The sequence below is a fragment of the Serratia sp. OLAL2 genome, from assembly GCF_002752475.1.
In the GTDB taxonomy this organism is placed as follows: domain Bacteria; phylum Pseudomonadota; class Gammaproteobacteria; order Enterobacterales; family Enterobacteriaceae; genus Serratia; species Serratia bockelmannii.
The window spans coordinates 328,307-353,667 of sequence record NZ_MSTL01000019.1 but is presented as its reverse complement, the minus strand read 5'-3'; the positions used below and the strand labels follow the sequence as shown (position 1 = coordinate 353,667).

Sequence of the window (25,361 nt, the reverse complement as noted above, 5' to 3'; positions counted from 1 at the left end):
TACCGTAGCATTATGCAATTGAATATACCGACTTGGCTTACCCTGTTTCGCGTAGTTCTGATCCCATTCTTTGTGCTGGCGTTTTATCTGCCGTTCAACTGGGCTCCGATGGTTTGCGCCGTTATCTTTGTGTTTGCCGCCGTCACCGACTGGTTTGACGGCTTCCTGGCACGCCGCTGGAAACAAACAACGCGCTTCGGGGCGTTTTTGGATCCGGTCGCTGACAAAGTGATGGTGGCGGTGGCGCTGGTGCTGGTGGCGGAGCACTACCACAGCTGGTGGATCACGCTGCCGGCGGCCACCATGATCGCCCGTGAAATCATCATTTCGTCGCTGCGTGAGTGGATGGCGGAAATTGGCAAACGCAGCAGCGTGGCGGTGTCCTGGATTGGCAAAGTGAAAACCATGGCGCAGATGATGTCGCTGGTGGGCCTGCTGTGGCGGCCGGATCGCTCCGTAGAGTATGTGGCGATTGGTTTGCTGTATATCGCGGCGGTGCTGACTTTCTGGTCGATGTTCCAATATTTGAACGCGGCACGCAACGATCTGCTGGAACCGTGATCGATACGCTGCAAAAATCGGCAAACGATCGTGATGCGCCAACAATTTTATTGACTCATCACGTCAGGTAAGTAGAATGCATCGCATCAGACGACAACGATGAATTGCCGAAAGATAGCAAAGAAATCAGTCAGTTCTGGTAATGCGGGAATAGCTCAGTTGGTAGAGCGCAACCTTGCCAAGGTTGAGGTCGCGAGTTCGAGCCTCGTTTCCCGCTCCAAATTTTGATCTGCAGAGTTCTTTGGAATTCCATTGAGGTTTGTAAGTCATTGAAAAAAGGGGCGAAAACCCCTTTTTTTATTCCAGAGGTTTTCCCTGGAATCCAGCGCCAGCCAACACTTTTTAGTCCATTTTTTAGTCCATCAATACGGACGCGAGCTTGTGCGCATTGTTGCTGTATGGCACTGGGCGATATGCCGACCATCTGTTCCTGAACCAGGCACAGAGGAGTTGGACATGGCACTTTCCGATACCACCATTCGGCAGGCAAAAGCCGTTGCCAAGGCATGCACACTCGGCGACTCTGATGGCCTCGCGTTGGCCGTGTCACCCGAAGGCAACAAAAGTTGGCACTTTCGGTATTCCTGGAACAGCAAGCAGAAATGGTTGTCTCTGGGTACCTACCCTGGAATCTCCCTCAAAGAAGCCCGCACTCGTCGCGACATCGCTTGTGAATTGGTTGCCCGCGGCATCAACCCCTGCAAGCAAAGAAACCAGGACCGCAGACACGCCTTTCTCGCTGAGAATCACACCTTCCAGAAGGTGTTCGAGCAATGGTTCGAGTTTCGCAAGAAGAGTCTGAAGGCGGGCCGTTAAAGCACACAGGAGCAGATCCAGCGAATCTTCCTCAGAGATATTCTCCTGACCCTCGGCCCTCAATCTGTCTATGAGATTAAGCGTACGGACTTGTTGGATATCCTCGAGAGCATTGAACGCCGTGGGGCTTTCACAACGGCCGTCACCCGATGTACCGCTATGCCCTGGTTAAGGTTCCGGACCTGGAGCAGAATCCGGCGTCTGACCTTGATGTAGTGGCCGCGCCCAAATCCCCCGTTCGACACAACCCCCTTCCTGCATATGGGCGGACTGCCTGAATTGTTGCAGAAGCTCCGTGCCTACAGGGGACAGTTGCAAACTCAGCTGGTGCTACGGTTGTTGATGTTGACTGGTGTGCGCACGGGCGAACTTCGCTTGGCGACGCCTGATCAGTTCCACTTGGATCAAGGTTTCTGGATTATCCCTCCGGAGATCGTCAAGCAACTGCAGCTGGATATGAACAGGGACGGCAAACAATCATCGGATAAGCGTCTGTTGTTGATGGCGATGGCGCTGTTCACGCTGGGCAATGCGGTAGTCAGCCTGGCAGTAGAGCGCGACCTGGGATTCGAGTGCCACTCCTATCCCATGCCGATCACAACTGATCCGAGTACCCCACTACAGGTTGCGTACGACATTGAGAGCCGCACTGCTCTGGGCCACCGGCATTATTTCTATCGTGTTGATATTCAGATGCTCCGGCTGCTGGATGATCCAGAATACAGTGTTGGCGATGTCCTCAGGAGCAATAGCTTTTACATCTTTGTACAGAGCTTCGACCGCTTCCATATTGCCATTGAGTCGTACCACCGAGAATTCAGTCCCAGAACACAGGCCGGGCTCGATATTGGTAACTCTCACATGGGTACCAGCCAAATCGGCGCGCAGATTCAAACTGAATTGTTTGACGAAAGCCTTGCTGGCTCCATATACATTACCTCCCGGATATGGGTAGGTCCCGGCGATCGATCCAATGTTGATGATCAGTCCGCTGTTAGCCTCAACCATCCCTGGCAGAACTCGATGAGTGACGAGGGCAAGACCGGTGATGTTAGTGGCGATCATGCGCTCCCAATTTTGTACATTGCTCTGCTGTGCACGCTCAATGCCCAACGCCAGCCCCGCATTATTCACCAGTATATCAATGGAAAACGGGGCCTCACTCACCTGCTCGAACGCCTTGTCGAGGGACAGCGGATCAGTGACATCCAGCGGCAGCGGGATGAACTGTTCGCCAAGCTCCTGCCGCAGGAGCAAGAGCTTCTCCATGCGGCGTGCAGCGCCTATGACCCGATAGCCTTCGGCAATCAGCCGATGACAGATTGCTTTACCAAAGCCGGCTGAAGCCCCGGTGACTAATGCAGTTCGCATACTATTCCTACCTTTGTTAGAAATATCGTTGGAAACTCAGGCCAGATACTTCACGCCAAGACTGGCGAACAAGCAGAGCATCGAAAATACTAGAGCTTTACGCACGACGTCATTGCCCTTACGAATTGCCAAGGCACTGCCCAGATGGTTGCCAAGGATGTTGCAGGCCACCAACGGCAAAGCAAGCAAATAAATCACCTTGCCGGCAATAACAAATGCCACCAGCGCCCCGATGTTTGAGGCAAAGTTGAATGTCTTGGAGTTTGCGGAGCTGGAAACCAGGTCCATTTTGAGCAGGTAGTGAAAGGCAATAATAAACATGCTTCCTGTGCCTGGCCCGAAGAAACCATCATAGAAGCCAATAACCAAGCATGTCAGTGGCACCACAGTAAACAGCATTCCATGAGACAAGACATGTTCCTGTACTGGCCGATCTTTTGGTGTAAGAAAAATCAGAATACCAAAGGGGATCAAAGCAAGAATGATCTTACCGACAGTTTCCTGTGGAATTGAAACAATCAGGTTCGCCCCCAGATACGCGCCCAATAGCGAAAATGGGACGCCTACAAGAGCCACCTTCCAGACCATCTTGCTATTGACCAGAAAATTCCTTATCGCCGCAAGAGTTCCCAAGGTACTGACTAATTTTTCCTGGCCCAGTGCGACTTGCGGCGGCAGGCCAACGAGCAAAAAGCCCGGCACCAAGAACAAGCCTCCACCACCTGCGATGCTGTCGACAAAGCCAGCTATAAACGCAATAGTACCCAGCAAAATAATCGCAAATATCCAATGCTCAGCCCAATAGGCTCCTAGTAGTTCCATGGTAATACCTCTATAAGAAAAAATTCAGGAAAGGACTTCGTAAAGATGATCTGCACGCGCCAAGCGCACTCGGCTCAGGCTATTGACCGCGAACAAACGAATTAGCCAACGATCTGCACCGTCATTCTGCGGCTCGAAAGCATCCCGAGCGTGGAGTACCCGCTGGTTCTTGAAGATCATGAAGTCCCCAGGTAGCAAGAGATGCGGCTTATCGAACTTACGGGTTTCAAGCATCGTTCGCAGGACATCAAGCGCGTGTGCGGCAGGGGTATTTGTGCCGTACGTGTTTTCACTATCGAAACGATACAACCACTCGTTGCCCAACCCTCGGACCAACACAGCCAGGTTAGGCGTCGAACGACGATTACTGGCGAAAGAATCCGGGCGTCGCACTTCAAAATTCGGCAAACTCAGTTCATGCACAATAGAATCCGGAAGGCTGTTGAGGACTTCATCAAGATTGACTAGTGTGGTGTTGATTCGTGGGTCGCAGCGTATGCCGACGAACGACAAGTATTCCGGGCAGCACGAAATATCGCCGACAGCCTCAGACGACAACGGCAAATCTGGGTTGTCTACGTGGTAGGAAAAGCGAAGACGGGAACCGTGAGAACTTTTCTGACTAGCTGATGCTCGTGAAGGAATCACATGCCGAAATAAACGACCGTCATTTTCACCTTCGTATACGACGGGGTGAATACCTAACAGGCTTTGCAGCGAGAGGTTCACGAGGCAGGCAATGGGGGTGCTCTTCGGACTCAACACGCCAGAGTACGGTGTCGGCGGAGTATCACGATCTCGTGGGCAATTCCTTATCACCATTGCAGTAATCGCCGGGTCTTCAACGAATGTACGGATCTGGCGAGTTAGTTCGGCTCCAATTATGTCCTGGGCCTGCTCCTTAAGCTGAAAATAAATATCCTTGGTGGATTCAAAATCCAGCGGAGTCTGGCTTAACACCGTTTGCCATGCGCTGGAGGTGACCCATGGCAGGCGGATCTCCAACGTTGTCACAGACTCGGTGTCCTGATTGTGCTGTGTGCGTTCCATTTCAACTAAGTTTCCATATTTCGGTGCTCGACTCGCTTGTTTTGCGGACAGCACTCCCTGTTGTTGTTTTTTGTGATTTAAATCACGTTTTTTGCTTTGTCTCAAGCAGACGCCATTAATGAATCGATCAATTCAACCTAATTGCATCGATTCAATTACTGTAATTGAATCGATTGCGGAAATTCAATTAATTTCTGTCACAATGATTTAACTAACACATGCTTTGGTATTAATTTTTTGATTTTAAACTATTTATTTTTATTTTAATTCTCTGGTTACCTGCGGTTTTTGCGAGAATTAGGGTGGGCTAAGTAATGAAATCAAGGAAATATTCTGAAAATAGCTCGATAACCTTTAACGGGTTCCTCGATTACACCCATAACGCTTGCATATACTTTTATGCTAGGATTTGGCATTCATGAAGATATCTGGTGCTTTACCTATGTGGGTCCCTCAATACAGCGATCATGAGAAACCGGTTTACCTGATGATTGCCGATGCCCTGGAGCAGGACATCAATTCCGGGCGCCTGCAGCCTGACGAGCGGCTGCCAACGCTCAAGGATCTCGCTGGAACTTTGAAAGTCACTCCTGGGACCATTGGCCGTGCCTATGACGAAGCGGCCAAACGTGGGCTAGTGATCGGTGAGGTCGGTCGCGGGACCTTTGTCCTGCCTGCCCAAACCAAGGCTGCGCCACGCGCGATAGGCGAGCGCTCCCCCGAAGACAATGCACAGATTGATCTTTCAATAATTAAGCCTAGTGACGCCGACATAGACGGTTGGTTGCGGCAGTCAATTATTGAACTCGCGCACTCAGCGGATTTGGGCCGTGTGATGGACTACACCAGCGATGGTGGGCACGCAGTACACAAGCAAGCGGGGGCTCGTTGGGTGCAACGCAGTCTGCCAGATGCAACGTGGCAGCAGATCGTCCTCACTTCCGGAGCGCAGCATGGCTTGCTAGTGGCGATCAGTAGCCTATCGAAAACCAATGATGTGATTTTGTGCGAAGAGCATTGCTATCCTGGAATCATCTCTCTTGCTCATAGCCTCGATCGGCGACTGCAGGGCGTACAGATAGATGAATTCGGGCTACTCCCTGAGGCCTTCCGCGCCGCTTGCGTTGAGCACCGCCCAGCGTTACTAATTTGCGTAACCACCCACCAAAATCCAACTAATTCAATCATGCCCCCGGAGCGTCGCGAGGCAATCGCGCAGATTGCCCGCGAGCATGATGTATTCATTATTGACGATGATATTTACGGTTTTCTGGAGGTCCAGCCAGCGAGTAAACCGATTTCGGCCTATGCACCTGAGCGATCCATCTATTTGACGAGCCTTTCAAAGAGCATTCTTCCCGCGTTACGTATTGGCTACCTGTACGCGCCTCCTGAGACTCTCTCACGCTTGTCATCCATGGTCCGTAGCAGCGTATGGATGCCTTCGCCGATGATGGCACAGTTGGCCAGCAACGTGATCTGCAGCGGTATGGGTGAGCGATTAGTCAAAGCGCAGCAAGATGAGGCCGCTGCACGGCAGAGACTGGTCAAGGAAGTTCTTGGCAGTTATCGAATTTGCAGCCAGCCCAACAGCTTCCACGTTTGGTTGGAATTGCCCGAACCATGGACTTGCGATGAGTTTGCCAACTTGGCCCGTGCTCATGGGGTAATGGTCGTTAGCGGCAGCCAGTTCCTAGCACAGCGTACTATCGCCTCTAATGGCGTGCGAATTGCCTTGATGTCACCGAGTCGCGCCGAACTGAAGTTTGCGTTAACCACGCTGGCCAGCTTGCTAGCCTCTCCCGAACCACGCTTGTTTTACTAAAGCAGCGCATACATATAAGTAGCCGTCAGGCGACAGTTCGTCGGGGGAGGCCGTGTCCAATGGAGCTTCGATCCTTAGCCTGAATCAATCTTTGGGCATTTAAGGGGCTCTGCGACTGGTTCTACAGCTTTTCCACTGGGCATACTTAAAAAGTAACTTGCACTAACTCAGCAGACCCTCCGTCCTTCTAAGTGGGCAAGCTTGTCATCGAATGATAAGCCAAGCTGCACCCAATCAGTAACGCTGCTGTCAGGGCATTGAGCTGGCACGGTAGAGTGATAGAACAACTTCATATGTCCCTATATCTCCAGTCGTTTTCATACCGTAGGATGCCCCCGTTGAACGGCGAAAACAGGCACATTTGATTGGACATCGTGCCGGTGCTCTGCAGGGGGATTGATGCCGACCCATCGTGCGTTGGACAACCTGGCGTAAGTCCCCAGCTCTGCAGTTGCGTTGGCCGTTCAGGGCTGCGGCGCTGGAGATTGCGCGATGTCCCCATGATGATGTTTTGCATGATATCCCATCATCATAAGCAGGTGAAAAGCCGGAGAGGGGGAGGTAAGCGATTCCTGTAGAGAAAAAAAGATCCGATTTGCCCGTGAATTCCCGAGCCGACGCATATAAAATCAACATTCCGCTTGCCTTTCCGTCGGCATTGTGAACAGTGCGCCCACAAAATAAGCAGTTGAAAGCGTTAGAGAACTTTTTGCTATTTCGGGGGGTTGCCAAGGTGGGGGGTTTAGTCCATAATGCAGTCCATCGATTCGGCGGTAACGAAATAAATTACTTAAGAATCAGATGATTAGGATAAGCGATTTCAACATCGCCAACCAAAAGAACAAAACGAAGTGGGTGAATCACCGGCTTTGGCCTGAAAAGGCAAACAGAATAAAGGCGCGTTAACAAAGCGGTTATGTAGCGGATTGCAAATCCGTCCAGTCCGGTTCGACTCCGGAACGCGCCTCCAACTTTCCCGAGCCCGGGTGGTGAAATCGGTAGACACAAGGGATTTAAAATCCCTCGGCTTATGGCTGTGCGGGTTCAAGTCCCGCCCCGGGTACCAGGGAATAAAAATACCGAATAATCAAAGCAATAAGTAGTAATGTCGTAGACCGCCGAGAGGCGGTTTTTTTGTTTCTGGAATTCGCATTACACCTGCATTCTGCCCTTTCTTGCCATACCCTATCCCCATGGATTGTCATCCTGCTTGCAGGGAGCCCCGCAGGGCTCCGAAGTACAACTCATAAGAAACCGAACGCCGCGGCGAGGATCCAACCGAAGACGCAGGAGACGCTGACGCCGATCAGACCGGGCAGAATAAAGCTGTGGTTGATCACGAAGCGGCCGATGCGGGTGGTGCCGGAGCGGTCGAACTGGATCGCCGCCAGATCGCTGGGGTAGGTTGGCAAAATATAGTAGCCATAGCAGGCCGGCGCCGAAGCGACGATATAGGCCGGGTTGACGCCGATTGCCAACGCCACCGGCACCAACGCCGCCAGTGCGGCGGCCTGCGAATTGACGAATTTCGACACCAGCAGCAGGATCAGCGCATAGGCCCAAGGGTACTCTTTCACCAGCACGCCCAGCGTGGCTTCTATCTGCGCCAGGTGCGCGCCGAACATGGTTTCCGCCATCCAGGCGACGCCATACACCGCCACGATGGCGATCATGCCGGAACGGAACACCTCGTTTTTAGAGATAGACGCCGGGTTGGTGCGGGTAATGATGACGATCAGCGCCCCGGCCATCAGCATACACATCTGGATCACCAGGACCATGGAGAGCGGCTTGCCACCGAAGCTGGGCCGAAGGTCGGAAAAGGCTCCCAGCACCGCCACCAGGGCGATAGTGGCGAGGAAAATCCACATGGCGATCCAGTTGCTGCGCGGTAATACCCGGTCCAGCAGGGTGGCGGCGTCGCCATAGACGTAGCGATGGTTCTCCGGCACCGAGATGAATTTCTGGAACTCGGGATCTTTGTCCAGGTCTTTGCCGCGGAACCAACTGAAGATGCCGATCGCCAGAATGCCGCACAGGGTGGAAGGTATGGTGATAGACAGCAGATCGAGGAATTCCAGATGGCGGCCATTGAAGGTGTAGCTACTGAGCATCGCCACCAGTGAAACGACCGCCACTGAGACTGGGCTGGCGATAATGCCCATCTGCGCGCCGATCGAGCTGGCCGCCATCGGCCGTTCCGGGCGGATGTTATTTTTGATCGCCACGTCATAGATGATTGGCAAGATGGTGTAGACCACATGGCCGGTGCCACACAGGATCGTGAGAATGCAGGTGACGAACGGTGCGATGATCGAGACATAACGCGGGTTGCGCCGCAGCATCCGCTCGGCGATCTGCAGCATGACGTCCAACCCGCCTGAGGCCTGCAGGGTGGCGGAGGCCGCCACCACCGCGATGATCACCAGCATCACGTCTACCGGCGGTTTGCCGGGCTGCAGGTGAAAGCCGAACACCAGGATCATCAAACCGATACCGCCCAGTAACCCCAGCGCAATGCCGCCCTTACGCGCCCCATACAGCAAGCATGCCAATATAACCGCTAATTGCAGAAAGAAATCCATGATAGATACGCCTTAATAATGTTGAACTTAACTGCGTTCAGTTTCCGGCGGCGTTTACAGCAGAAAGTTGTTTTAAATCTAAAGGCGCTAAAAAATTGTGGTTATTAACTCTAAAGAGTGATGGCGGTCACGTTCAGAGAATCTGAAGAGCAGGCGGCTGACGACATCAGCACGAAAAAGCAAGTCAAGAGGTCAGACCTCTCCTATATAACCGGTTCACCACCAGAGGAGAGAGCAATGGATCCGACAAAAATGACGGGGTTGGCGTTATTACAGGCTGCGATGGCCGGCAAAATTCCACCGGCTTCAATCGCTGAAACGGTGCCCATGAAACCGGACGCGGTTGAAGAGGGGTATATCCGTATTGTGGCGCGAGCAGACGGGCGCCATCTGAATCCGTTGGGGGGCGTACATGGCGGTTTCGCCGCTACGGTATTGGACTCGGTGACCGGTTGCGCGGTGCACAGTACGCTGGGCGCAGGGATTGGTTATGGCACCGTCGATCTGCAGGTTAAAATGTTGCGCCCGGTGCCAAAGGAGAGTGATCTGATCGCCGAGGGGCGTCTGGTCTATGCGTCGAAAAATGTCGCTTTCGCCGAAGGCACGCTCAAAACGGCGGAAGGGAAGCTGCTGGCCTCGGCAACCGCCACGTGTTTTATCATTCGTCCTACCGATCAAGCCCCGCAATAACCTGCCTTTATCGGGCTTCGGGCTATCAACCCGGGGCCTGATGCATTTCTCTTCGGCTGCATACCTTGCTGCGCTACGATGACAGGCGCGATACGCCATTGTGGTCTAGTATTCTTGGGTAAAAATTTATCGGGGTGGTTATGCAGCCGTATAAAGAGGTTGAGTTTGATCATGAGCTTTGTCTGGCGATCGGCAAAGCCGTATTAGACGTGGTGGCGCAGGGGGAAGAAACCAGCGCTCCGGCGGTGATGAACGCGATTGAGCGCTCGGTGGAACAGGGGCTGAATGACGACGAAACCGCCATCGCCGACGACGCTCTGGATTTGATGGCTCGTCTCATCCACGGCTTCAGGTTCATTAATCTAGAGGGTGAAGAGGACAGTCCCCATGCATTGGTTGAATTTCAAGCGCTACAAGAGTGACGTTGCCAAACAGGCCGTGCCGCCGCATTTGAATGCGGCCGAATTTGCACGGCATTACGCCGATAAGCCGCAAACCGATACGGAAGAGTATCTTTCGCTCAGCGGGGAGATGTGCTGGGATGCGGTGGTGCTTTGTGCCCACCGTTCTGGCGCGCTCAGCAAGGCGAAATACAAGCAGTTGTGGCAGACGGTGTTCGATAAGCAATACAAACATTTCGTTAGCCCGGATGATACCGAGATCCGCACTATGGCCGATATGCTGCGCGCGCCGCAGGGATGTTTTATCGGCATATTCTCCCTGCGCGACGCGGCTGCGCCCCGTTTGCTGCATGCCATGATCGGTACCGGTGCGGGATTTGCCGCAGGCAATAAAAATCTTTGCATCGGCGTGGGGGGCGCGGTCGGCTGGGAAAATCTCAATCTGGCGCGCGATCTGCGCTGGCAGCCGGAAGGCGGTTTTTTACGCCAGGGTGATAACGAAGTGCTGCGCATTTTTTATCGGCCTTTCCCCGCCTGAGCCGGTCCGGATGCTTTTAGAGTAAAAAAACCGCCGTCTGGCGGTTTTTTGTTGGCGCGAATCCCCCTTATTTAAACCCGCCGTTGCGAATGAATTCAAGGCCGGCGGCGGTGATCCGCGTTTGATGCGGGTCGATATCATAGTTGTTCTCGTCGATGTCGCTCATCACATAGGCCTGTATCAGCCCCTTGGTTTTGAGATAGGCGAAGGGATCGGCGAAGGCGTGCGGGCTGGTGGCGTCCTGCTTCCACAGTTCGTAGGTTTTCTCATCCAGCGTGCCGGGGTGATTGGCGGCCAGCCGGGTCAGGATTTGATTGTAGAACCCATAGTCGGTCATGATGCGGTCCTCTTTATCGCGAGCGACAGTCTCGGAAAATGACGTAACGTCTTTCAATCATAGCCGATGTTTGCTCGCTGCCTGCGTTATCGCGAACCCAGGTTATCCACGTTGGCTTTCGAACCAGTGAAACAGGCGCGAAATAGTGAGGCTGAGATCGCCGATGTTGAAGAGCGCGCCGAGCCATAGGGTTAGCATAACCAGGATGCCGATGATGACGGGAAGATCCATTTTGCCCATGAGAATGTTTTGCAGAGGTGACGGTGGCCACAAGGGTAACATCGTTTCCCGGCAGGATAAAATGTGCCGCCGTTATTTCGATTGTGCCGCTGCGGAATGGCGAAGGCCGGCCATCAGGATGACCGGCCGGGTTTCAACAGCCTTTCTTGCCGCCAAACGGTCAGGCGTAGTGTCGGGCGATATGCTCGGCGGTGGCGATCGTCGTCACATTAGTGGCGACGGAGGGAACGTCGGGGAAGATGGATGCGTCGACGACCCGAAGCCCGTATACGCCGTGTACGCGGCCCTGAAGGTCGACGACCGCCTTCGGTTCGCCGGCATTTCCCATCGGCGCGGAAGAGGTCGGGTGATGATAGGTATCCAACGTCGCTGCCATCGAGGCAAGAATGGCCTCGTCGCTGTCTGCAGCGGGCGCAAGCTCGCTGTGGATAAGCGTAGACAGCGGAGCGGTTTGCCCTATTTTTCGCGCCAGTTTAACCCCCTCCAGCAAGCGAACGCGGTCGCTCTCTTGCGCCAGGAAGTTAAGGTCAATGTAAGGGGCTGCCGCTGGATCGCGGCTTTCCAGCCAGACTCGTCCGGTGGATTGTGGCCGAGTCAGCGCCACCGCCAAGACAAAACCGACGCCGGTAGGGCTTTGGTCATGAGGAAACAGATGCGTCGCGGTAATGTGCAGATCGAGCTCTCCCGGTTCCGCCTGGCTGCTGTGGGTCCACAGCTTGGCACCGATAACCGGCGATTGGCTGCCGATGACATCGGGGCGGGCGGCGTAGGCATTGTAATAAAAGGGGTGATCGACCAGGTTTTCGCCGACGGGGAGATCGGCGACGACGGGGATCCCCAGACGCTTCGACTGTTGCGCAGGCGCGATGCCGGATCGCATCAAAACGGCGGCGCTACCGTAGGTTCCCGCGCTCAGGATCACTTCAGCGGCATGGATTTCTTCGCCGCTGGCCAGGCGGACGCCGATCGCGTGCTGCCCGTCAAATATCACGCGGTCGACCAGCGTATCTGCACGCAGGGTAAGATTGTCTCTGGCGCGGGTTTTCTCATCCAGATAGGCCATGCCGGTGTTAACGCGTACGCCGTTGACGATATTCATCGGGTAGGGGCCGACGCCATTGGCTGAAGGGCCATCAAAATCGTCAATCGCGTCATAGCCGTTGGCGCGCGTGGCGGCGACGAAAGCGCGTTGCATTGGCGTGATGTCATCCAATGTGAGTTGCACGACGGGAAAAGGGCCGCTATCGCCATGGATTGCGCGGTCGTGCAGGCCATGACGAGTCTCCAGTTTTTTGAAGGCGGGCAGCAGGTCCTGATAGCCCCATCCCGGCAGATCCCAGCGGTTGAAATCTTCCGGACGGGCGCGGATCGCCACGGCACCGTTGACGCCTGAACTGCCACCCAGGACTTTACCGCGGATAGCGCCGATCGCGTGGCTGACATAGCCGGGTTCTGTCCGGTATCCCCATTCGAACTCCGGGTTGCCATTGGCGCCGAGGACGTCGCTGTCCGCGATGAGGCGCGGATAATCGTAGGGTGCATAACTGTGCCCGGCTTCTAACAGCAGGACCCGGCGCGCAGGGTTTTCGCTGAGGCGAGCCGCCATCACTGCGCCGGCGGAGCCGCCGCCGACGATGACTACGTCGAAAGTAGGGGATGTCTCTCTGGTCCGTTGGGCCGGTTGTGATTGCGCCGATAATGCGGAAACCGATGTGGAAGCGCCGAGCGTGGCGGCGGCTGAAGCGACAAGCGTTTTTGATATCAGCTGACGGCGTGATAAGTCTTTCATGGCAGAGTCTCCAGAGCGGGCAGAAAGTGTGTGTTCTGCAGACTAAAACCCTGAAGCACAAGCAACAAGCAGGCGAAATTCGAACCTCGGGTTCGCGTTTTGCGAACCTTTCAGGTTGACGTCAGGAAAGAGGAGAGTGCGGTTTCCCAACTGGGCGTATGGCCAATGTGTTCACTCAGAAAGTCCACCAGCGCCTTGATCTTGGGGGATGCGCGTTTTGAACGGCGATAGACGGCGGAAATGTCGCCGCCGTCGGGTGAATAGGCGGCCAACACAATGCGCAGTTCCCCTGCGCGTATCGCGTCGGCGGCGATAAATGCGGGCAGGATGGCGAGGCCCAAACCGGCTTTAGCCGCCGCCAACAGGTGAAAAGCGTTATCGGTGCGCAGCCGTTTACCGATACGAAACGACCGGATTTCGCCCTCGATGGGGAGCTGCAGCATGCCGGTCGGTTCGCGCTGAATATACAGCAACCCCTGGTGCTGTTGCAGGTGTTGCGGGTGCATCGGCGTGCCTTTCTGGGCAAGATAGGCTGGGCTGGCGCAAATCAAATGGCGGTTGGCGCAGATGCGCTGCGCGATCAGGTCGGAATCCGCCAAGGGGCCGATACGGATGGCGACATCGAAATTCTCCTGATTCAGATTGGCCAGGCGATCGCTGTACTCCACGTCCAGATTGAGGCTCGGGTACTGTGCCATAAAGGTGGATAACAGCGGTGCCAGATAGCGGATGCTGAACGCCATCGGCGCGGTTAACCGCAGCGGGCCCTGCAGTTGGCCGTGCAGTGTTCGCACCGACTCTTCGGCATCACTCACTTCGCTTAATATGAGAACGGCGCGCTGATAGAACAGGTGGCCGGCGTCGGTCAGCCCAAGCGTTTTCCCGCGTTCGAACAGCACAGTCCCAAGGCGCGTCTCCAACTGCTGGATGCGTCTGCTGACCACCGACTTGGTGGTGCCCAAGCGGCGGGCGGCGGCGCTGATGTTGGCGGCCTCGACCACGGCGATATAGGTCGCCATCTCCTGAAACTGATTCATTCATCTCTCCTTCGGCATCCGCCGGGTCAAGTTACCACTCTCTGCACGCCAGGCAAAAAAAACCACCCGGATGGGTGGTTTTTTGCTTGTCAGAGCGAATCAGTCCAGTTTGGGGTGCTGGTCGATCAGGATCTGTTTTTTCTTTTCCAGTTCGGCGATCTGCGCGTTGATGTCCTCGACTTTCTGTTCGATGTTGTCGTAGGTTTCCTGCAGCAGCTCTTTTGCCTCGGAGCGGTCAGAGGCGGCCGGCGTCGCGCCGCGCAGCGGCTTGTTGGCGGTTTCTTTCATGTACAGACCGGTGATAAGACCGATCACCGCAACGACCATCAGGTAGTAGGCCGGCATGTACAGGTTGCCGGTCGCTTCCACCAGCCAGGCGGCAACGGTCGGCGTCGCACCGGCGATCAGTACCGAAATGTTGAACGAAATCGCCAGCGCGCTGTAACGGATGTGCGTCGGGAACATCGCCGGCAGGATGGAGGCCATCACCCCGGTGAAGGAGTTGAGCAGCACCGCCAGCACCAGCAGGCCGACGAAAATCAGGCCGATGACGTTGCTGTTGATCAGAATGAAGCACGGGATCGCCAACGCCAACAGGCCGATGCTGCCACCGATAATGAACGGCTTACGGCCGATGCGGTCACTGGTCAGGCCGATCACCGGCTGCACGAACAGCATGCCGATCATGATGGCGATGATGATCAGAACGCCGTGATCTTCCGAGTAGTGCAGGTTATGCGACAGGTAGCTCGGCATGTAAGTCAGCAGCATGTAATAGGTCACGTTGGTGGAAATCACGATACCGACACACACCAGCAAACTTTTCCAGTGTTTGGCCGCGATCTCTTTGAACGAGGTCTTTGGCGGATTTTCGATGGCGTTGCGATCCTCTTTCTCCATCTTGTCCACGTGCTGCTGGAACGCCGGGGTTTCTTCCAGCGCATGGCGCAGGTAGAGGCCGATCAGGCCGAGCGGCGCGGCGATGAAGAACGGGATACGCCAGCCCCAGTCGAGGAAGTTGGCTTCGCCGACGATGCTGGAGATCAGCACCACTACACCTGCGCCCATCACAAAGCCGGCGATGGAGCCGAAGTCCAGCCAGCTACCCATAAAGCCGCGTTTGCGGTCCGGCGAGTATTCGGCGACGAAGATCGCCGCACCGGAATATTCACCGCCGACGGAGAAGCCCTGCGCCAGTTTGGCCAGCAGCAGCAGGATCGGGGCCCAGATGCCGATCGATGCATAGGACGGGATCAGGCCGATACAGAAGGTGCTGACCGCCATAATGATAATGGTGACCGAGAGAACCTTCTGGCGACCGAACTTATCGCCCATGGCACCAAAGAACAGGCCGCCGAGTGGACGCACCAGGAAGGGCACGGAGAAGGTTGCCAGTGCGGCGATCATTTGCACGCCGGGAGAGGCGCCGGGGAAGAAGACCTGGCCAAGCGCATAGGCGACAAAGCCGTATACGCCGAAGTCGAACCACTCCATCGCGTTACCCAGGGCCGCCGCGGTGATCGCCTTCTTGAGTTTGCTGTCATCGATGATGGTGATGTCGTTAATGTGCATCGGTTTATGTCGTTTTTTTCTTAACTTCATATAATCATCCCTTAATGAATTATTCGTTGTTCGTGAAAGCGTAATCTCCGTTCACTGTTGTTTTCGAGTTATCAAATCGGCTAATCGAATCGCGGTTCAAGACGATTCATTATCCACATTTAAGTTGGGATGTGGATCACAAAATACCGTCGTTTATGCCGAGGTTATGTCATTTAGGTGACTAATTATTTTGCATCTATAGCTTAACGTTATATCTTGCGGCGATCAAATCCAGCAGTTTAACTTAAGTGTTTGCACCGATTTGGTGCGAGAATGGTCTAATAAATGTGCGATTTGACGATTTTTCGTCTAATTGGTCATGTTTTAAGTATAGAGAGTACGGGAGATAAAACAGGAAAAATTGATGTGTTTGCCGTCAAAAAAAACGCCTGACCCACTGGCCAGGCAGTTTGGATTAAGGTACCGATGAACCGCCGAATTCGAGATAGATTTTCGCCAGATTCTGGTACTGCGCGAAGCGGTTTTCATCCACCGACAGTTCCGCCTGACGGCGTTGTTCCTGAGCATTCAGCCAGTCGGTAATGGTGACGGCGCCCTGTCGGTAACGCACCTCGTTCAGCCGTTCCGATTTACGCGCCAACGCCAATGAGGCGCGCAACTGTGTCTCCTGCGCCAGCAGCTGCGTGCGCAGTGACAGCGCGTTGTTCACATCGCCCATCGCTTTGTACAGCGCCTGCTTGAAGGCCAGAACTTGCTGTTCATAATCGTTGCGGGCGATCTTGATCTCCACGCCCATTTGCCGCCACTGCAGGAACGGCAGCGTCAGGCCGGCGCCGAGGCTGCCCGTCGGGTTGCGCAGGAATTCCAGCAGCGCGCTGCTGCTGGCGCCCAGTGAACCGGTCAGGCTGAACGCAGGATAGTATTGCAGACGTTTTTCATCGACGTTGGCCAGGGCGGCGCGCAACCGCAGCTCTTGAGCGCTGAGATCCGGGCGACGGCTCAGGACGCTAGCGGGAATGCCGGTGTTGATCTGCGGCATCGCCGTCGTCGGCAGGCGCACGGGCGCGATGGTGGCCTGGCCTGATGGCGCGCCCAGCAGCACCGCCTGCTCGTTCAGCGCCTGTTGACGATCGTGTTGTAACGCCAGCAGGCTGCGTTCCTGCGCCAGCAAGTTTTGTTCCGCGTTCACTACGTCCAGCGCCGAGATGCTGCCGGCCTGATAACGGGCGTTGGCCAGCCGCAGCGTCGTTTTGGCATAGGCGATGCTCGCCTGGCTGACGCTGATTTGTTGATTGAGAAAACCGATGCGCCAGTAGTTGGTGGCGGCGTCGGCCAACAGTTTCAGGCGCGCCGCCTGCAGATCCTGCACGGAAGCCTGGCTGCTCCACTCGGCGGCGTCGCGCTGGCGCGCCAGCTTGCCCCACAGATCGACTTCATAGCTGGTGGTGAGCGACGCGTTGCTGGTTTTATTCCACGCGGAGGACTCGGACAGCGGGCGATTGATACCGCTGCCTAATGAGGCGCTGATGCCGGGCGCGGTGCTGATGCCGACGCGTTCCGCCTCGAGCTGCGCGCGGTAAACGCGCAGTACGGCGGCGGCCAGATCGTTATTGCTCGCCATCACCTGTTGCAGCCAGCGATCGAGCTCAGGATCGTGGAAATCGCGCCAGTCGAACGGCGTGGGCGCGGCGTTGTGGGCGTCGTGCTGCCAGCTCGTCGGATAGTTGACCTGCGGCGCCCGGTAGTCGCTTTTCAGGGCGTTGCCGCAGCCGGCGGTGAGCAAGGCGACGAGGCTTAGCGCCAGGGGAGATAAAATTTTCATGGGTTACTCGCTGGCCAATGAAACGACCGGATCCATCCTTGCCGCTTTACGGGCGGGGAGATAACCGAAGATCATGCCGATTAAAGTTGAACAGAAAAACGCCGTCGCGGCAGCTTGCCAGGAATAGATGGCGGTGAACATACCGCCCGCCAGCGAGGTGAACAGCGACCCGGCGGCGAACGACAGCGCGATGCCCAATGCGCCGCCGATCAGACAGACCAGCACCGCCTCTATCATGAACTGTTGCATGATGTCGCTGCGCCGCGCGCCGACCGCCATGCGCACGCCGATTTCGTGGGTGCGTTCGGTCACCGAGACCAGCATGATGTTCATCACCCCCAGGCTGCCGATCACCAGCGCGATTGATGCCACCATCAGGATCAGCAGGCTAAAAGTCATTGACGTGCGTTCGATGGACTTTCGGATTTTATCGAAGTTGTACAAACGGAAATCTTTTACGCCGTGGCGCTGGGTCAACAGCTGTGTGATAGCGGTGACGGCCGATTCGCTGGCGACATTGTCCTTTAGGCGAACGGTGATGCCGCTGAGCGTCGGTTTGCCTACCATGCGATACATGACAGTGCTGTAGGGCATCCATACAGTGATGCGATTGGGCGCGTAATTGCGATTGCTTTTAGCCACACCGATCACCCGGGCCGGCACCGAGCCGAGAAACACGATCTGGCCGAGCGGCTCGACGCCGAAATCGCCGAACAGCGCCTGGCGCGCATTGTCGTCGATGATCACTTCCTGCAGCGCATTACGATCGTCGCGGAAAGTCACGCCTTGTAACAGCTCGACGCCGTTAACGCGGAAATAGTCGCGCCCGACGCCGGTGATCGAGGCAGTGGCGGATTTGCTGCGAAAACGGATGCTGTCGGAGGCGTCTACTTCCGGGCTGACGCTGTCGACGAAGCTTTGCTGTGACAGCGCGTCGGCATCGGCCGGTACCAGGGTGCGGATGCTGTCGATGGCGTCGTCGAAGAAATCGCGGCCCGGATAGATGCTTACCACATTCGTGCCGAGATCTTTGAGGTTTTCCAGCGTGCGCTGTTTGGCGCCTTCGCCCAGCGCCACTACCGTGACCACGGCGGCGATGCCGAAGATGATGCCGGTCATGGTCAGCGCGGTGCGCAGACGATGAGCGTTCATCGCCTTCAACGCCATGTGCAGCGATTCGCGAGTGCGGTCGATCAGGCGTTGCCAGCCGCTTTGCCGGCTGCGGTTCGGCGGCGGCAACGATGGGCCGGACGCCGACTTGCGGCCACTGTCAGCGATGATCTTGCCGTCTTGCAGTTCGATGACGCGCTGCGCATGTTGCGCCACTTTCATATCGTGTGTGACGATCACCACGGTGTGGCCGCGCTGATTCAGTTCGCTCAGGATCGCCAGCACTTCCTGGCCGGATTGGGTGTCCAGCGCGCCGGTCGGTTCGTCCGCCAGGATGATCTCACCGCCGTTGATCAGCGAACGGGCGATGCTGACGCGCTGCTGCTGGCCGCCGGAAAGCTGGCCGGGTTTGTGGTCTTCGCGTCCCTCAAGCCCCAACCGCGCCAGCAATTGCGCCGCCCGCTGCCGCCGCTGATCGCGCCGGGCGTTGGCGTAGATAGCCGGGATTTCGACATTGCCCAGCGCGCTGAGATCGGGCATCAGGTGGTAACGCTGGAAAATAAAGCCGATATGCTCGCGGCGCAGGCGGGCCAGTTCGTCCGGCGACAGGTGGGCGGCGTTCTGGCCGCTGATGTAGTAATCGCCGCGATCCGGCACGTCGAGGCAGCCCATGATGTTCATCAGCGTCGATTTGCCGGAACCGGAGGCGCCGATGATCGCCACCAGCTCGCCGGCGGCGATGGTCAGATCGATGTCTTTCAATACCGTCAGCGCCTGGCCGCCGTTGGTGTAGGTTCGGCTGATGCCTTTTAGTTCGATGATCGCGTTCACAGGAAGATGCCATCCTCAGCCGATTTGGCGGCGGGCTGCGACAGCACCACGGTTTCACCGGCTTTCAGACCGCTGAGGATCTGAATGTCGACGTTGTTGGTGATGCCGGTGGTCACTTTGCGCGTTTCCAGCCGCTGGTCTTGGGTCAGCACCTGCACCTGCTGCTCTTGGCCATCGATTTTATGCACCGCCTGGATCGGCACCAGTAGGGTGTTCTTCGCGTCGCCGAGCAGCAAGGACACCTGCGCGGTCATGGCGATGCGCAGGCGGTTTTCCGGGTTGGGCACGTCCAGCAGCGCGTTGTAATAGACCGAGGCGTTCGAGGTGCCGGAGCCGGAAGCAGAGCTGGTCCCGGCGAGCGAGTCGTCTTTCATCACCGATTCCGGTGCCAGCTCGATGGTGCGCAGCGTGGCGTCGTACCGCTTATCCGGATCGGAGAAAATAGTGAAGTACGCCTTTTGTCCCGGCGAAATGCGGGTGATGTCGGCTTCGGAGATCTGCGCCTTGATGGTCATCATATCCAGCCGCGCCAGCTTGACGATGGTCGGTGCACTTTGGCTGGAGTTGACCGTTTGTCCCTGCTGCGTGACCACGGCGATAACAATGCCGTCCATCGGCGCAACCACGCGGGTATAGCCCAGATCGATTTTTTTCTTTTCGACTTCGATCTGCGATTGCACCAACTGCGCATTGAGCGCCTGCAGATCGGCGCGAGTGGTAGCGAGCGAGGCTTCGGCGGTCTCGAAGTCTTCCCGCGAACTGGCTTCGTCGTTCAGCATGCGGCGCTGGCGTTTAAAACGCGACTCCGCCTGTTTCAGCAAGGCCTGTTTGGCTAATATATTGGCTTTGACTACGTTCAGCGCCGCCTCGGCGTTGCGCAGATCGTTGCGCTGTTGCAGATCGTCGATGTCGGCGATCGGTTGCCCTTTGGTGACGCGATCGCCCAGCTTGACCTTCAGCGATTTGACTTCGCCGGAGACGCGGGCGCCGACGTTGACGCGTTCGATGGCATCCAGCCGCCCGGTGGCCAGCACGGCGTTTTCGATATCGCCCAGGCGGGCCGGCGCGGTAACGTAATCCTGCTGAGGCGGGCGTTGCCAAAAAATGGCCAGCGCGACGGCGACGGCGATGAAAACGATGGCGGCGATCAACGCCAGACGGCGGGAGGGGAGTTTCAGTGATGACATACCCAGGTTTTCCATAACGATAAAAGCGGCGGTTCCAGTCTGCCATCATGGCAGCGCCAGCTTGAACTGGCGCTAAACGTGAGGCGCTTTCCCGCTGGAAAGGGGATAGTAAAGGCTTTCCCGCTAAAGATCACGGCGAGTTATTATCCACCACGTGTGCAACCGGCTGCGTTGGGCGTTATACTGGGTAAAAAACCAGTATTCATTCATCAGCAGGATAACACCACCGCCATGATGCCAAACCGCCTCGAGCCAGAACTCGACATTTACCAATACCCGGAGCACCTGCGCGCCGGCCTGGCGCCGTTGCCCAAAGGGCCGGGCGTGTATGTGTTTCACGGTCAAAGCGAGAGCCTGCCGCTTTACATCGGTAAAAGCGTCAATATACGCAGCCGGGTGATGGCGCACTTCCGCGCGCAGGACGAGGCTAAAATGCTGCGCCAAACCCGGCGCATCAGCTTTATCGAGACCGCAGGCGAGTTGGGGGCATTGCTGCTGGAGGCGCAATTGATCAAACAGCAACAGCCGCTGTTCAACAAACGTCTGCGGCGTTCGAAACAGCTGTGCGCGCTGCGCTTGCAGGCAGATGCGGTGACGATTGCTCACGCCAAAGAGATCGACTTCGCCGTCACGCCCCACCTCTACGGGCTGTTTGCCAATCGCCACGCCGCGCTGGAAAAGCTGCGCGCCATCGCCGATGAGCATCGTTTATGTTACGGCAAGCTGGGGATCGACAAGCTGCCGGCAGGGCGAGCCTGTTTCCGCTACAGCCTGCGCAAGTGCGCGGGCGCCTGCTGTGGCGTGGAATCGGCGCAGGAGCATGCGCTGCGGCTCGGCGCGGCGCTTGAGCAGTTGCGCATCGCCTGTTGGCCGTTCGCCGGGCGCGTGGCGCTGGAGGAGCAGGGCGAGACGCTGCGTCAGTACCATGTGATCCACAATTGGTTTTATCTGGGCTCGGTCGGCGATCTGGCGCAGGCGGAGCGGCTACAGAGCGCGGCCAGCCATTTCGACAGCGATGGCTACAAGATTTTGTGCAAGCCGCTCATCGCTGGCGATTACCCGATTATTGAGCTGCCGTAAGGCCATCATGCTGGTGATAACCTAAGATTTATCCGTAAAGTCAGGGCATTATGCTAAAAAAGCTTGAATCCATAATGTTGCTATGGATAATGGCGCCCCGAAGCGAAGGAACGCGCTATTAACTCAGTTGGCAGAGTGATTGGTTTTATAATGGCTTGTTTTGGCTTGAAAATTGATAGACGCGGGTTCGAGTCCTGCATAGCGCGCCAGCTTTCTTCCTTCGTCTCATCGCGCTTACCGTAAAGCGCACCCGGGTTGATTTGCACTATCGGCTCCTCGTTGGGATTTTCGGGTGTGCTTTACCGTAACCGCTGGCTTTCCTTCCTCTTTCTCTTTCGATCCTTTGCTAAACTGTAATCAGGCAGGCTTGCTGCCCGGCAACAGGAGGTCGATATGTCTCACTCCGATCAACTGCAGGAACTCTTGCAACGCGTCGCCGCCCTCGAGGCGAGAGAGAAAGCGCTGACCGCCGCGTCCAACGCTTATCAGGCGATTATCACCACCATGTTAGGCAATATGGAGAAGACCGAACGTGATCGGATCATCGCGATGATCGATCAGGCCCATGAAATCGCCTACGCCCGCGCCATTCAGCGCAGCAACGAACCGCAAAAGCAGAAAATCAAGCAGGCCGACGATGTGGCCCAGCGCATGTTCATGTTTGCGCAAGGCAAGGCCGCTCAGCCGCGCTGAAGCCGAACTATAACAGTTGCCGTCATTAAGTTGGCTAACTGATCTACCCGGCAAAACTGTACTTGTGTTACTTTTAGCAGCGAGATTTGATGGCAATGCTGTTTCCAGCATAAGGTTGTAACGATGGACGCGATTAAAAGCATCTTGGTTAAAGAGATTGAGCAGATCAATCGGCGCGAAGGGCGTGACGGCAAGCCGCGCTTCAACAGCGAATTCGCCCGTACTCACCGCTATTTGTGCCTTGCCATGTTCGCCGGTTACTTCGCGGTGATCGCCGTGATGTATCAGGTGCCGTACATGGGAGTGTATGCCTTCCTGGGCTTCACCGCCTTCGTGCTGTTCATGTTCGCCATGCTGCTGATCGAGATCCGGCCGGTGTACCGTTTCGAGGATATCGGGGTGCTGGATCTGCGGGTTTGCTACAATGGCGAATGGTACTTCACCCGCGCGCTGTCGCCTTATGCGGTGCAGCAATTGCTGGATGAGCCCTCCATCGGCGCCGCGCTGAAACAGAAGATGCGAGTCATCATCGGCAACAAGGGCGAAATCGACTTCTACGACGTGTACGATATGGCCTACGGAAAAAAGCCGCAGGATGAGCCACCGCAGCTGGCGGCGGCAAACTGAAAGGTTTCCGGCCGGCGGCTTGTCGATTATACTCAGCGTTTACATGAAGCAGAATAAGGACCAAGCGATGAGTGATGATATTTTCGATTTTGATATCGATGCCGAACTGGCGAAAGCCGAAGAAAAAGCGGCGCAGAAGGTAAAAGAGGTCCCTGAAATCCTCGAAGACGAAGCGGACTGCGAAGGTTGCAAGATCTGATCGCCTGACCCATAAAAAAAACCGCCGCGGCGGTTTTTTTTATGTCTGAGCGTCGCGTGGCATCAATCCAGCACGAATCCCCAGATCAGGAACGCCGCCACCAGAATCAGGCAAAGCGCGGACACCGTCACCAGTATTTTCCCCAGAATGTCTTTTTCTTGTTCCTGCTGCGTCACGTTAAAATTATCCAATTAAAAGTCTATGGACCAAACCGGCGATGCTGAGATCGGCTGCCGCTACACCCAGCGCCATGAGCATCATCACCGAAAGAAATCGAGTCTTGCCGTTCACACCCTTAATCCCTGTGGGCGCCGCTGTTAAGTTTTTATATCAAAGGGATATAATTCAGCGGCGCCGAATCGCATACATCGTGATAGTGATTAAGAACGTTCTTAAGGCCAGAAGTTCCCTCATCTGATAGCGCCGCTGTGCGGCAGCGTCAGTCGGTCACGATCCTGACGCCTATCTTGCTGACTTGATTGCCGTCCATTTCTGCAATGGTCCAGGTCAGGCCGTCCCACTCCACCTGGTCGCCGATCACCGGTTCGCCGCCGATCAGCTGAATGACGAACTGCCCCAGCGTCTGCTGCTCGTCCACGTCGTCTTGCAGGTTGAGGCCATAAACCTGTGAGATGTCGCTCAAACGGGCGTCGGATTGCAGGATAAAGTCGCCGAAGAAGCGCTCGTCGAGCGTCACTGCCGGTGCCTGGCTAAAGAGCTTGCCGAGGATCGGCAGGTCGTGCTCATGGCCGATGACGCACAAAATATCGTTCTCGCGCAGCCGGGTACTGCCGCTAGGGTGCAACAGCTCTTTGCCGCGGAACAGGGCGGCGATGCGGGTATTAGGCGGCATTTTCAGTTCACGCAGCGCAGCACCGACGCACCAGTTTTCCGCCGAAAGCTGATAAACGAATTGTTCCCACTGGTTTTCCGGGTGTACGTCCAGCCCAACGCGGGAGATCGGCGTCAGCGCCGGCGGCACGATCACCTTGGCCTTTTTGGCGGCGAATGACAGCGTGGTGCCTTGCAGTAGCAGGGAAACCAGCACCACGAAGAACGCCACGTTAAAGAACAGTTGGGCGTTGGGCAGCCCGGCCATCATCGGGAACACCGCCAGGATCACCGGCACCGCGCCGCGCAGGCCAACCCAGGAAATAAAGCCGCGTTCGCGCAGGGTAAAGCTGCGGAACGGCAGCAAACCGATAAACACCGACAGCGGGCGCGCGAACAGGATCATCCACAGCGACAGCAGCAGGGCAGGGATGGCGATCGGCAGCAGCTCATGCGGGTTGAGCAGCAGGCCGAGTACCAGGAACATGCCGATCTGGCTGAGCCAGGCCAGGCCATCGAAGGTTTGCACGATGCCGTGACGGTTGCGGATTGGACGGTTGCCCAGCAGCAGACCGCACAGGTACACCGCCAGAATGCCGCTGCCGTCCAGCGCGGTAGTCAGCGCGAAAATAAGAATGCCGCCGCTCACCGCCAGCAGCGGGTAGAGACCGTCCGCCAGCTTGATGTGGTTGATCAGCGTCAGCAGCAGCCAGCCGCCGCCGAGACCGAAGACGATGCCCATGCCGAACTGCTGCATCAGATGCAGCGGGAAGGTCCAGCTTAGCGCGGTTTCCCCGGCGGCGATCATCGCAATCAGCGTGATGGTGAGAAATACCGCCATCGGATCGTTGCTGCCGGATTCGATCTCCAGCGTAGCGCTGACGCGTTCGTTCAACCCTTTGCCGCCCAGCAACGAGAAGACTGCGGCGGCGTCGGTGGAACCGATGATGGCACCGATCAGCAAGCCCTGCAGCAGATCGAGGTTGAACAGCCAGGCGGCGGCCATGCCGGTTAGGCCGGCGGTGATCACCACGCCGACGGTGGCGAGAGACAGTGCTGGCCACAGTGCCACGCGGAACGAACTGACCCGGGTGCGCATGCCGCCGTCGAGCAGGATCACCGCCAACGCGAGGTTACTGACCAGATAAGCGACCGGGTAATTGCTGAAGACGATGCCGCCGGGGCCGTCGACGCCGGCCAGCATGCCGATCGCCAGGAAGATCACCAGGATCGGAATGCCGAGTCGGGAAGAAAATGAGCTGAGCAGAATGCTTGCCCCCACCAGCACGGCACCGATGACGAACAAGCTGTTAATGGTGCTGGCATCCAAAATTTCGCTCTCCTGAGGCTGGGGAT

At 56.3% G+C, this 25,361-nt stretch carries 22 protein-coding genes, 4 tRNA genes and 1 pseudogene; 14 read left to right on the top strand and 13 right to left on the bottom strand.

Annotation, left to right across the window (positions count from 1 at the left end; all coding sequences use genetic code 11):
* Nucleotides 1–12: 12 nt before the first annotated feature.
* From pgsA to BVU99_RS19090, 3 genes and pseudogenes are all read left to right on the top strand, one after another.
* Nucleotides 13–561 (top strand): CDP-diacylglycerol--glycerol-3-phosphate 3-phosphatidyltransferase, encoded by a 549-nt coding sequence (gene pgsA, locus BVU99_RS19100; protein WP_004927937.1) that lies wholly within the window; start codon nt 13–15, stop codon nt 559–561.
* 144 nt (nt 562–705) lie between these two features.
* Nucleotides 706–781: transfer RNA gene (locus BVU99_RS19095), tRNA-Gly, on the top strand.
* A gap of 236 nt (nt 782–1,017) precedes the next feature.
* Nucleotides 1,018–1,854 (top strand): annotated as a pseudogene (locus BVU99_RS19090) (integrase arm-type DNA-binding domain-containing protein); the annotation flags it as partial.
* A gap of 141 nt (nt 1,855–1,995) precedes the next feature.
* Here BVU99_RS19090 and BVU99_RS19085 read toward each other — a convergent pair.
* Genes BVU99_RS19085 through BVU99_RS19075 form a run of 3 tightly spaced genes read right to left on the bottom strand, consistent with a single transcriptional unit; the run spans nt 1,996 to nt 4,725 of the window.
* Nucleotides 1,996–2,748: an SDR family NAD(P)-dependent oxidoreductase gene (locus BVU99_RS19085; protein ID WP_071826108.1), complete on the bottom strand. Its 753-nt coding sequence runs from the start codon at nt 2,746–2,748 to the stop codon at nt 1,996–1,998.
* A gap of 36 nt (nt 2,749–2,784) precedes the next feature.
* Nucleotides 2,785–3,570 (bottom strand): TSUP family transporter, encoded by a 786-nt coding sequence (locus BVU99_RS19080; protein ID WP_025302363.1) that lies wholly within the window; start codon nt 3,568–3,570, stop codon nt 2,785–2,787.
* A 24-nt stretch (nt 3,571–3,594) separates the two neighbouring features.
* Complete coding sequence (locus BVU99_RS19075; RefSeq protein WP_210403913.1) at nt 3,595–4,725, bottom strand: TauD/TfdA family dioxygenase; 1,131 nt, start codon at nt 4,723–4,725, stop codon at nt 3,595–3,597.
* A 313-nt stretch (nt 4,726–5,038) separates the two neighbouring features.
* On the opposite strand from BVU99_RS19075, the gene BVU99_RS19070 reads away from it, so the two are divergent.
* The 3 genes from BVU99_RS19070 to BVU99_RS19060 all read left to right on the top strand — a co-directional run bounded on the left by BVU99_RS19070 (nt 5,039) and on the right by BVU99_RS19060 (nt 7,511).
* Entirely contained in the window at nt 5,039–6,445 is a 1,407-nt protein-coding gene (locus BVU99_RS19070; RefSeq protein WP_225735594.1) for a PLP-dependent aminotransferase family protein, read from the top strand.
* An 896-nt stretch (nt 6,446–7,341) separates the two neighbouring features.
* Nucleotides 7,342–7,415: transfer RNA gene (locus BVU99_RS19065), tRNA-Cys, on the top strand.
* Nucleotides 7,416–7,425: 10 nt separating this feature from the next.
* Nucleotides 7,426–7,511, top strand: a tRNA-Leu gene (locus BVU99_RS19060).
* Between the two features lie 178 nt (nt 7,512–7,689).
* Here BVU99_RS19060 and BVU99_RS19055 read toward each other — a convergent pair.
* The gene (locus BVU99_RS19055) at nt 7,690–9,030 is read right to left on the bottom strand and encodes an anaerobic C4-dicarboxylate transporter (protein WP_025302367.1); all 1,341 of its coding nucleotides are present in this window, start codon (nt 9,028–9,030) and stop codon (nt 7,690–7,692) included.
* 237 nt (nt 9,031–9,267) lie between these two features.
* Between BVU99_RS19055 and BVU99_RS19050 the strand changes: the two genes are divergently transcribed.
* The 3 genes from BVU99_RS19050 (at nt 9,268) to BVU99_RS19040 (ending at nt 10,659) form a co-directional block, all read left to right on the top strand.
* A complete protein-coding gene (locus tag BVU99_RS19050; protein ID WP_025302368.1) occupies nt 9,268–9,720 on the top strand; it encodes a PaaI family thioesterase in 453 nt (150 codons plus the stop codon).
* 140 nt (nt 9,721–9,860) lie between these two features.
* Complete coding sequence (locus BVU99_RS19045; protein ID WP_025302369.1) at nt 9,861–10,142, top strand: hypothetical protein; 282 nt, start codon at nt 9,861–9,863, stop codon at nt 10,140–10,142.
* On the top strand, nt 10,108–10,659 hold the full coding sequence (locus tag BVU99_RS19040; RefSeq protein WP_025302370.1) for a hypothetical protein: 552 nt from the start codon (nt 10,108–10,110) through the stop codon (nt 10,657–10,659). The genes BVU99_RS19045 and BVU99_RS19040 overlap by 35 nt, the downstream gene beginning before the upstream one ends.
* Nucleotides 10,660–10,726: 67 nt before the next feature.
* On the opposite strand, the gene BVU99_RS19035 is transcribed toward BVU99_RS19040, so the two are convergent.
* The 7 genes from BVU99_RS19035 to BVU99_RS19000 form a co-directional block, all read right to left on the bottom strand.
* Nucleotides 10,727–10,996, bottom strand: a complete 270-nt coding sequence (locus BVU99_RS19035) for a hypothetical protein (protein WP_025302371.1) — start codon at nt 10,994–10,996, stop codon at nt 10,727–10,729.
* Nucleotides 10,997–11,396: 400 nt separating this feature from the next.
* Complete coding sequence (locus BVU99_RS19025) at nt 11,397–13,025, bottom strand: GMC oxidoreductase (RefSeq protein ID WP_099817367.1); 1,629 nt, start codon at nt 13,023–13,025, stop codon at nt 11,397–11,399.
* 110 nt (nt 13,026–13,135) lie between these two features.
* Complete coding sequence (locus BVU99_RS19020) at nt 13,136–14,062, bottom strand: LysR family transcriptional regulator (protein ID WP_025302374.1); 927 nt, start codon at nt 14,060–14,062, stop codon at nt 13,136–13,138.
* A 99-nt stretch (nt 14,063–14,161) separates the two neighbouring features.
* Complete coding sequence (gene proP, locus BVU99_RS19015) at nt 14,162–15,664, bottom strand: glycine betaine/L-proline transporter ProP (protein WP_025302375.1); 1,503 nt, start codon at nt 15,662–15,664, stop codon at nt 14,162–14,164.
* 415 nt (nt 15,665–16,079) lie between these two features.
* The gene (locus tag BVU99_RS19010) at nt 16,080–17,447 is read right to left on the bottom strand and encodes a TolC family protein (RefSeq protein WP_060447416.1); all 1,368 of its coding nucleotides are present in this window, start codon (nt 17,445–17,447) and stop codon (nt 16,080–16,082) included.
* A gap of 3 nt (nt 17,448–17,450) precedes the next feature.
* Nucleotides 17,451–19,388 (bottom strand): MacB family efflux pump subunit, encoded by a 1,938-nt coding sequence (locus tag BVU99_RS19005; RefSeq protein ID WP_099817758.1) that lies wholly within the window; start codon nt 19,386–19,388, stop codon nt 17,451–17,453.
* The gene (locus BVU99_RS19000) at nt 19,385–20,590 is read right to left on the bottom strand and encodes an efflux RND transporter periplasmic adaptor subunit (RefSeq protein ID WP_080352482.1); all 1,206 of its coding nucleotides are present in this window, start codon (nt 20,588–20,590) and stop codon (nt 19,385–19,387) included. The genes BVU99_RS19005 and BVU99_RS19000 overlap by 4 nt, the downstream gene beginning before the upstream one ends.
* A gap of 216 nt (nt 20,591–20,806) precedes the next feature.
* On the opposite strand from BVU99_RS19000, the gene cho reads away from it, so the two are divergent.
* The 5 genes from cho (at nt 20,807) to BVU99_RS25360 (ending at nt 23,174) form a co-directional block, all read left to right on the top strand.
* Nucleotides 20,807–21,655 (top strand): excinuclease Cho, encoded by an 849-nt coding sequence (cho, locus tag BVU99_RS18995; RefSeq protein WP_099817389.1) that lies wholly within the window; start codon nt 20,807–20,809, stop codon nt 21,653–21,655.
* Nucleotides 21,656–21,767: 112 nt separating this feature from the next.
* Nucleotides 21,768–21,864: transfer RNA gene (locus BVU99_RS18990), tRNA-OTHER, on the top strand.
* 184 nt (nt 21,865–22,048) lie between these two features.
* Nucleotides 22,049–22,348 (top strand): sigma-S stabilization anti-adapter protein IraP, encoded by a 300-nt coding sequence (locus BVU99_RS18985; protein WP_025302380.1) that lies wholly within the window; start codon nt 22,049–22,051, stop codon nt 22,346–22,348.
* Between the two features lie 123 nt (nt 22,349–22,471).
* Nucleotides 22,472–22,975 (top strand): YlaC family protein, encoded by a 504-nt coding sequence (locus BVU99_RS18980; RefSeq protein ID WP_043141770.1) that lies wholly within the window; start codon nt 22,472–22,474, stop codon nt 22,973–22,975.
* A 67-nt stretch (nt 22,976–23,042) separates the two neighbouring features.
* Entirely contained in the window at nt 23,043–23,174 is a 132-nt protein-coding gene (locus BVU99_RS25360; RefSeq protein ID WP_256376330.1) for a hypothetical protein, read from the top strand.
* 62 nt (nt 23,175–23,236) lie between these two features.
* On the opposite strand, the gene BVU99_RS25355 is transcribed toward BVU99_RS25360, so the two are convergent.
* On the bottom strand, nt 23,237–23,365 hold the full coding sequence (locus tag BVU99_RS25355) for a hypothetical protein (protein WP_016928228.1): 129 nt from the start codon (nt 23,363–23,365) through the stop codon (nt 23,237–23,239).
* A 248-nt stretch (nt 23,366–23,613) separates the two neighbouring features.
* Nucleotides 23,614–25,335, bottom strand: a complete 1,722-nt coding sequence (locus BVU99_RS18975) for a potassium/proton antiporter (RefSeq protein WP_015377414.1) — start codon at nt 25,333–25,335, stop codon at nt 23,614–23,616.
* Nucleotides 25,336–25,361 lie beyond the last annotated feature (26 nt).

Coding starts and splice junctions, on each gene's coding strand:
- pgsA (WP_004927937.1), top strand. CDS start 13: ATGCAATTGAATATACCGACTTGGCTTACCCTGTTTCGCGTAGTTCTG.
- BVU99_RS19085 (WP_071826108.1), bottom strand. CDS start 2,748: ATGCGAACTGCATTAGTCACCGGGGCTTCAGCCGGCTTTGGTAAAGCA.
- BVU99_RS19080 (WP_025302363.1), bottom strand. CDS start 3,570: ATGGAACTACTAGGAGCCTATTGGGCTGAGCATTGGATATTTGCGATT.
- BVU99_RS19070 (WP_225735594.1), top strand. CDS start 5,039: ATGAAGATATCTGGTGCTTTACCTATGTGGGTCCCTCAATACAGCGAT.
- BVU99_RS19055 (WP_025302367.1), bottom strand. CDS start 9,030: ATGGATTTCTTTCTGCAATTAGCGGTTATATTGGCATGCTTGCTGTAT.
- BVU99_RS19050 (WP_025302368.1), top strand. CDS start 9,268: ATGGATCCGACAAAAATGACGGGGTTGGCGTTATTACAGGCTGCGATG.
- BVU99_RS19045 (WP_025302369.1), top strand. CDS start 9,861: ATGCAGCCGTATAAAGAGGTTGAGTTTGATCATGAGCTTTGTCTGGCG.
- BVU99_RS19040 (WP_025302370.1), top strand. CDS start 10,108: ATGCATTGGTTGAATTTCAAGCGCTACAAGAGTGACGTTGCCAAACAG.
- BVU99_RS19035 (WP_025302371.1), bottom strand. CDS start 10,996: ATGACCGACTATGGGTTCTACAATCAAATCCTGACCCGGCTGGCCGCC.
- BVU99_RS19025 (WP_099817367.1), bottom strand. CDS start 13,025: ATGAAAGACTTATCACGCCGTCAGCTGATATCAAAAACGCTTGTCGCT.
- BVU99_RS19020 (WP_025302374.1), bottom strand. CDS start 14,062: ATGAATCAGTTTCAGGAGATGGCGACCTATATCGCCGTGGTCGAGGCC.
- proP (WP_025302375.1), bottom strand. CDS start 15,664: ATGAAGTTAAGAAAAAAACGACATAAACCGATGCACATTAACGACATC.
- BVU99_RS19010 (WP_060447416.1), bottom strand. CDS start 17,447: ATGAAAATTTTATCTCCCCTGGCGCTAAGCCTCGTCGCCTTGCTCACC.
- BVU99_RS19000 (WP_080352482.1), bottom strand. CDS start 20,590: ATGGAAAACCTGGGTATGTCATCACTGAAACTCCCCTCCCGCCGTCTG.
- cho (WP_099817389.1), top strand. CDS start 20,807: ATGATGCCAAACCGCCTCGAGCCAGAACTCGACATTTACCAATACCCG.
- BVU99_RS18985 (WP_025302380.1), top strand. CDS start 22,049: ATGTCTCACTCCGATCAACTGCAGGAACTCTTGCAACGCGTCGCCGCC.
- BVU99_RS18980 (WP_043141770.1), top strand. CDS start 22,472: ATGGACGCGATTAAAAGCATCTTGGTTAAAGAGATTGAGCAGATCAAT.
- BVU99_RS25360 (WP_256376330.1), top strand. CDS start 23,043: ATGAGTGATGATATTTTCGATTTTGATATCGATGCCGAACTGGCGAAA.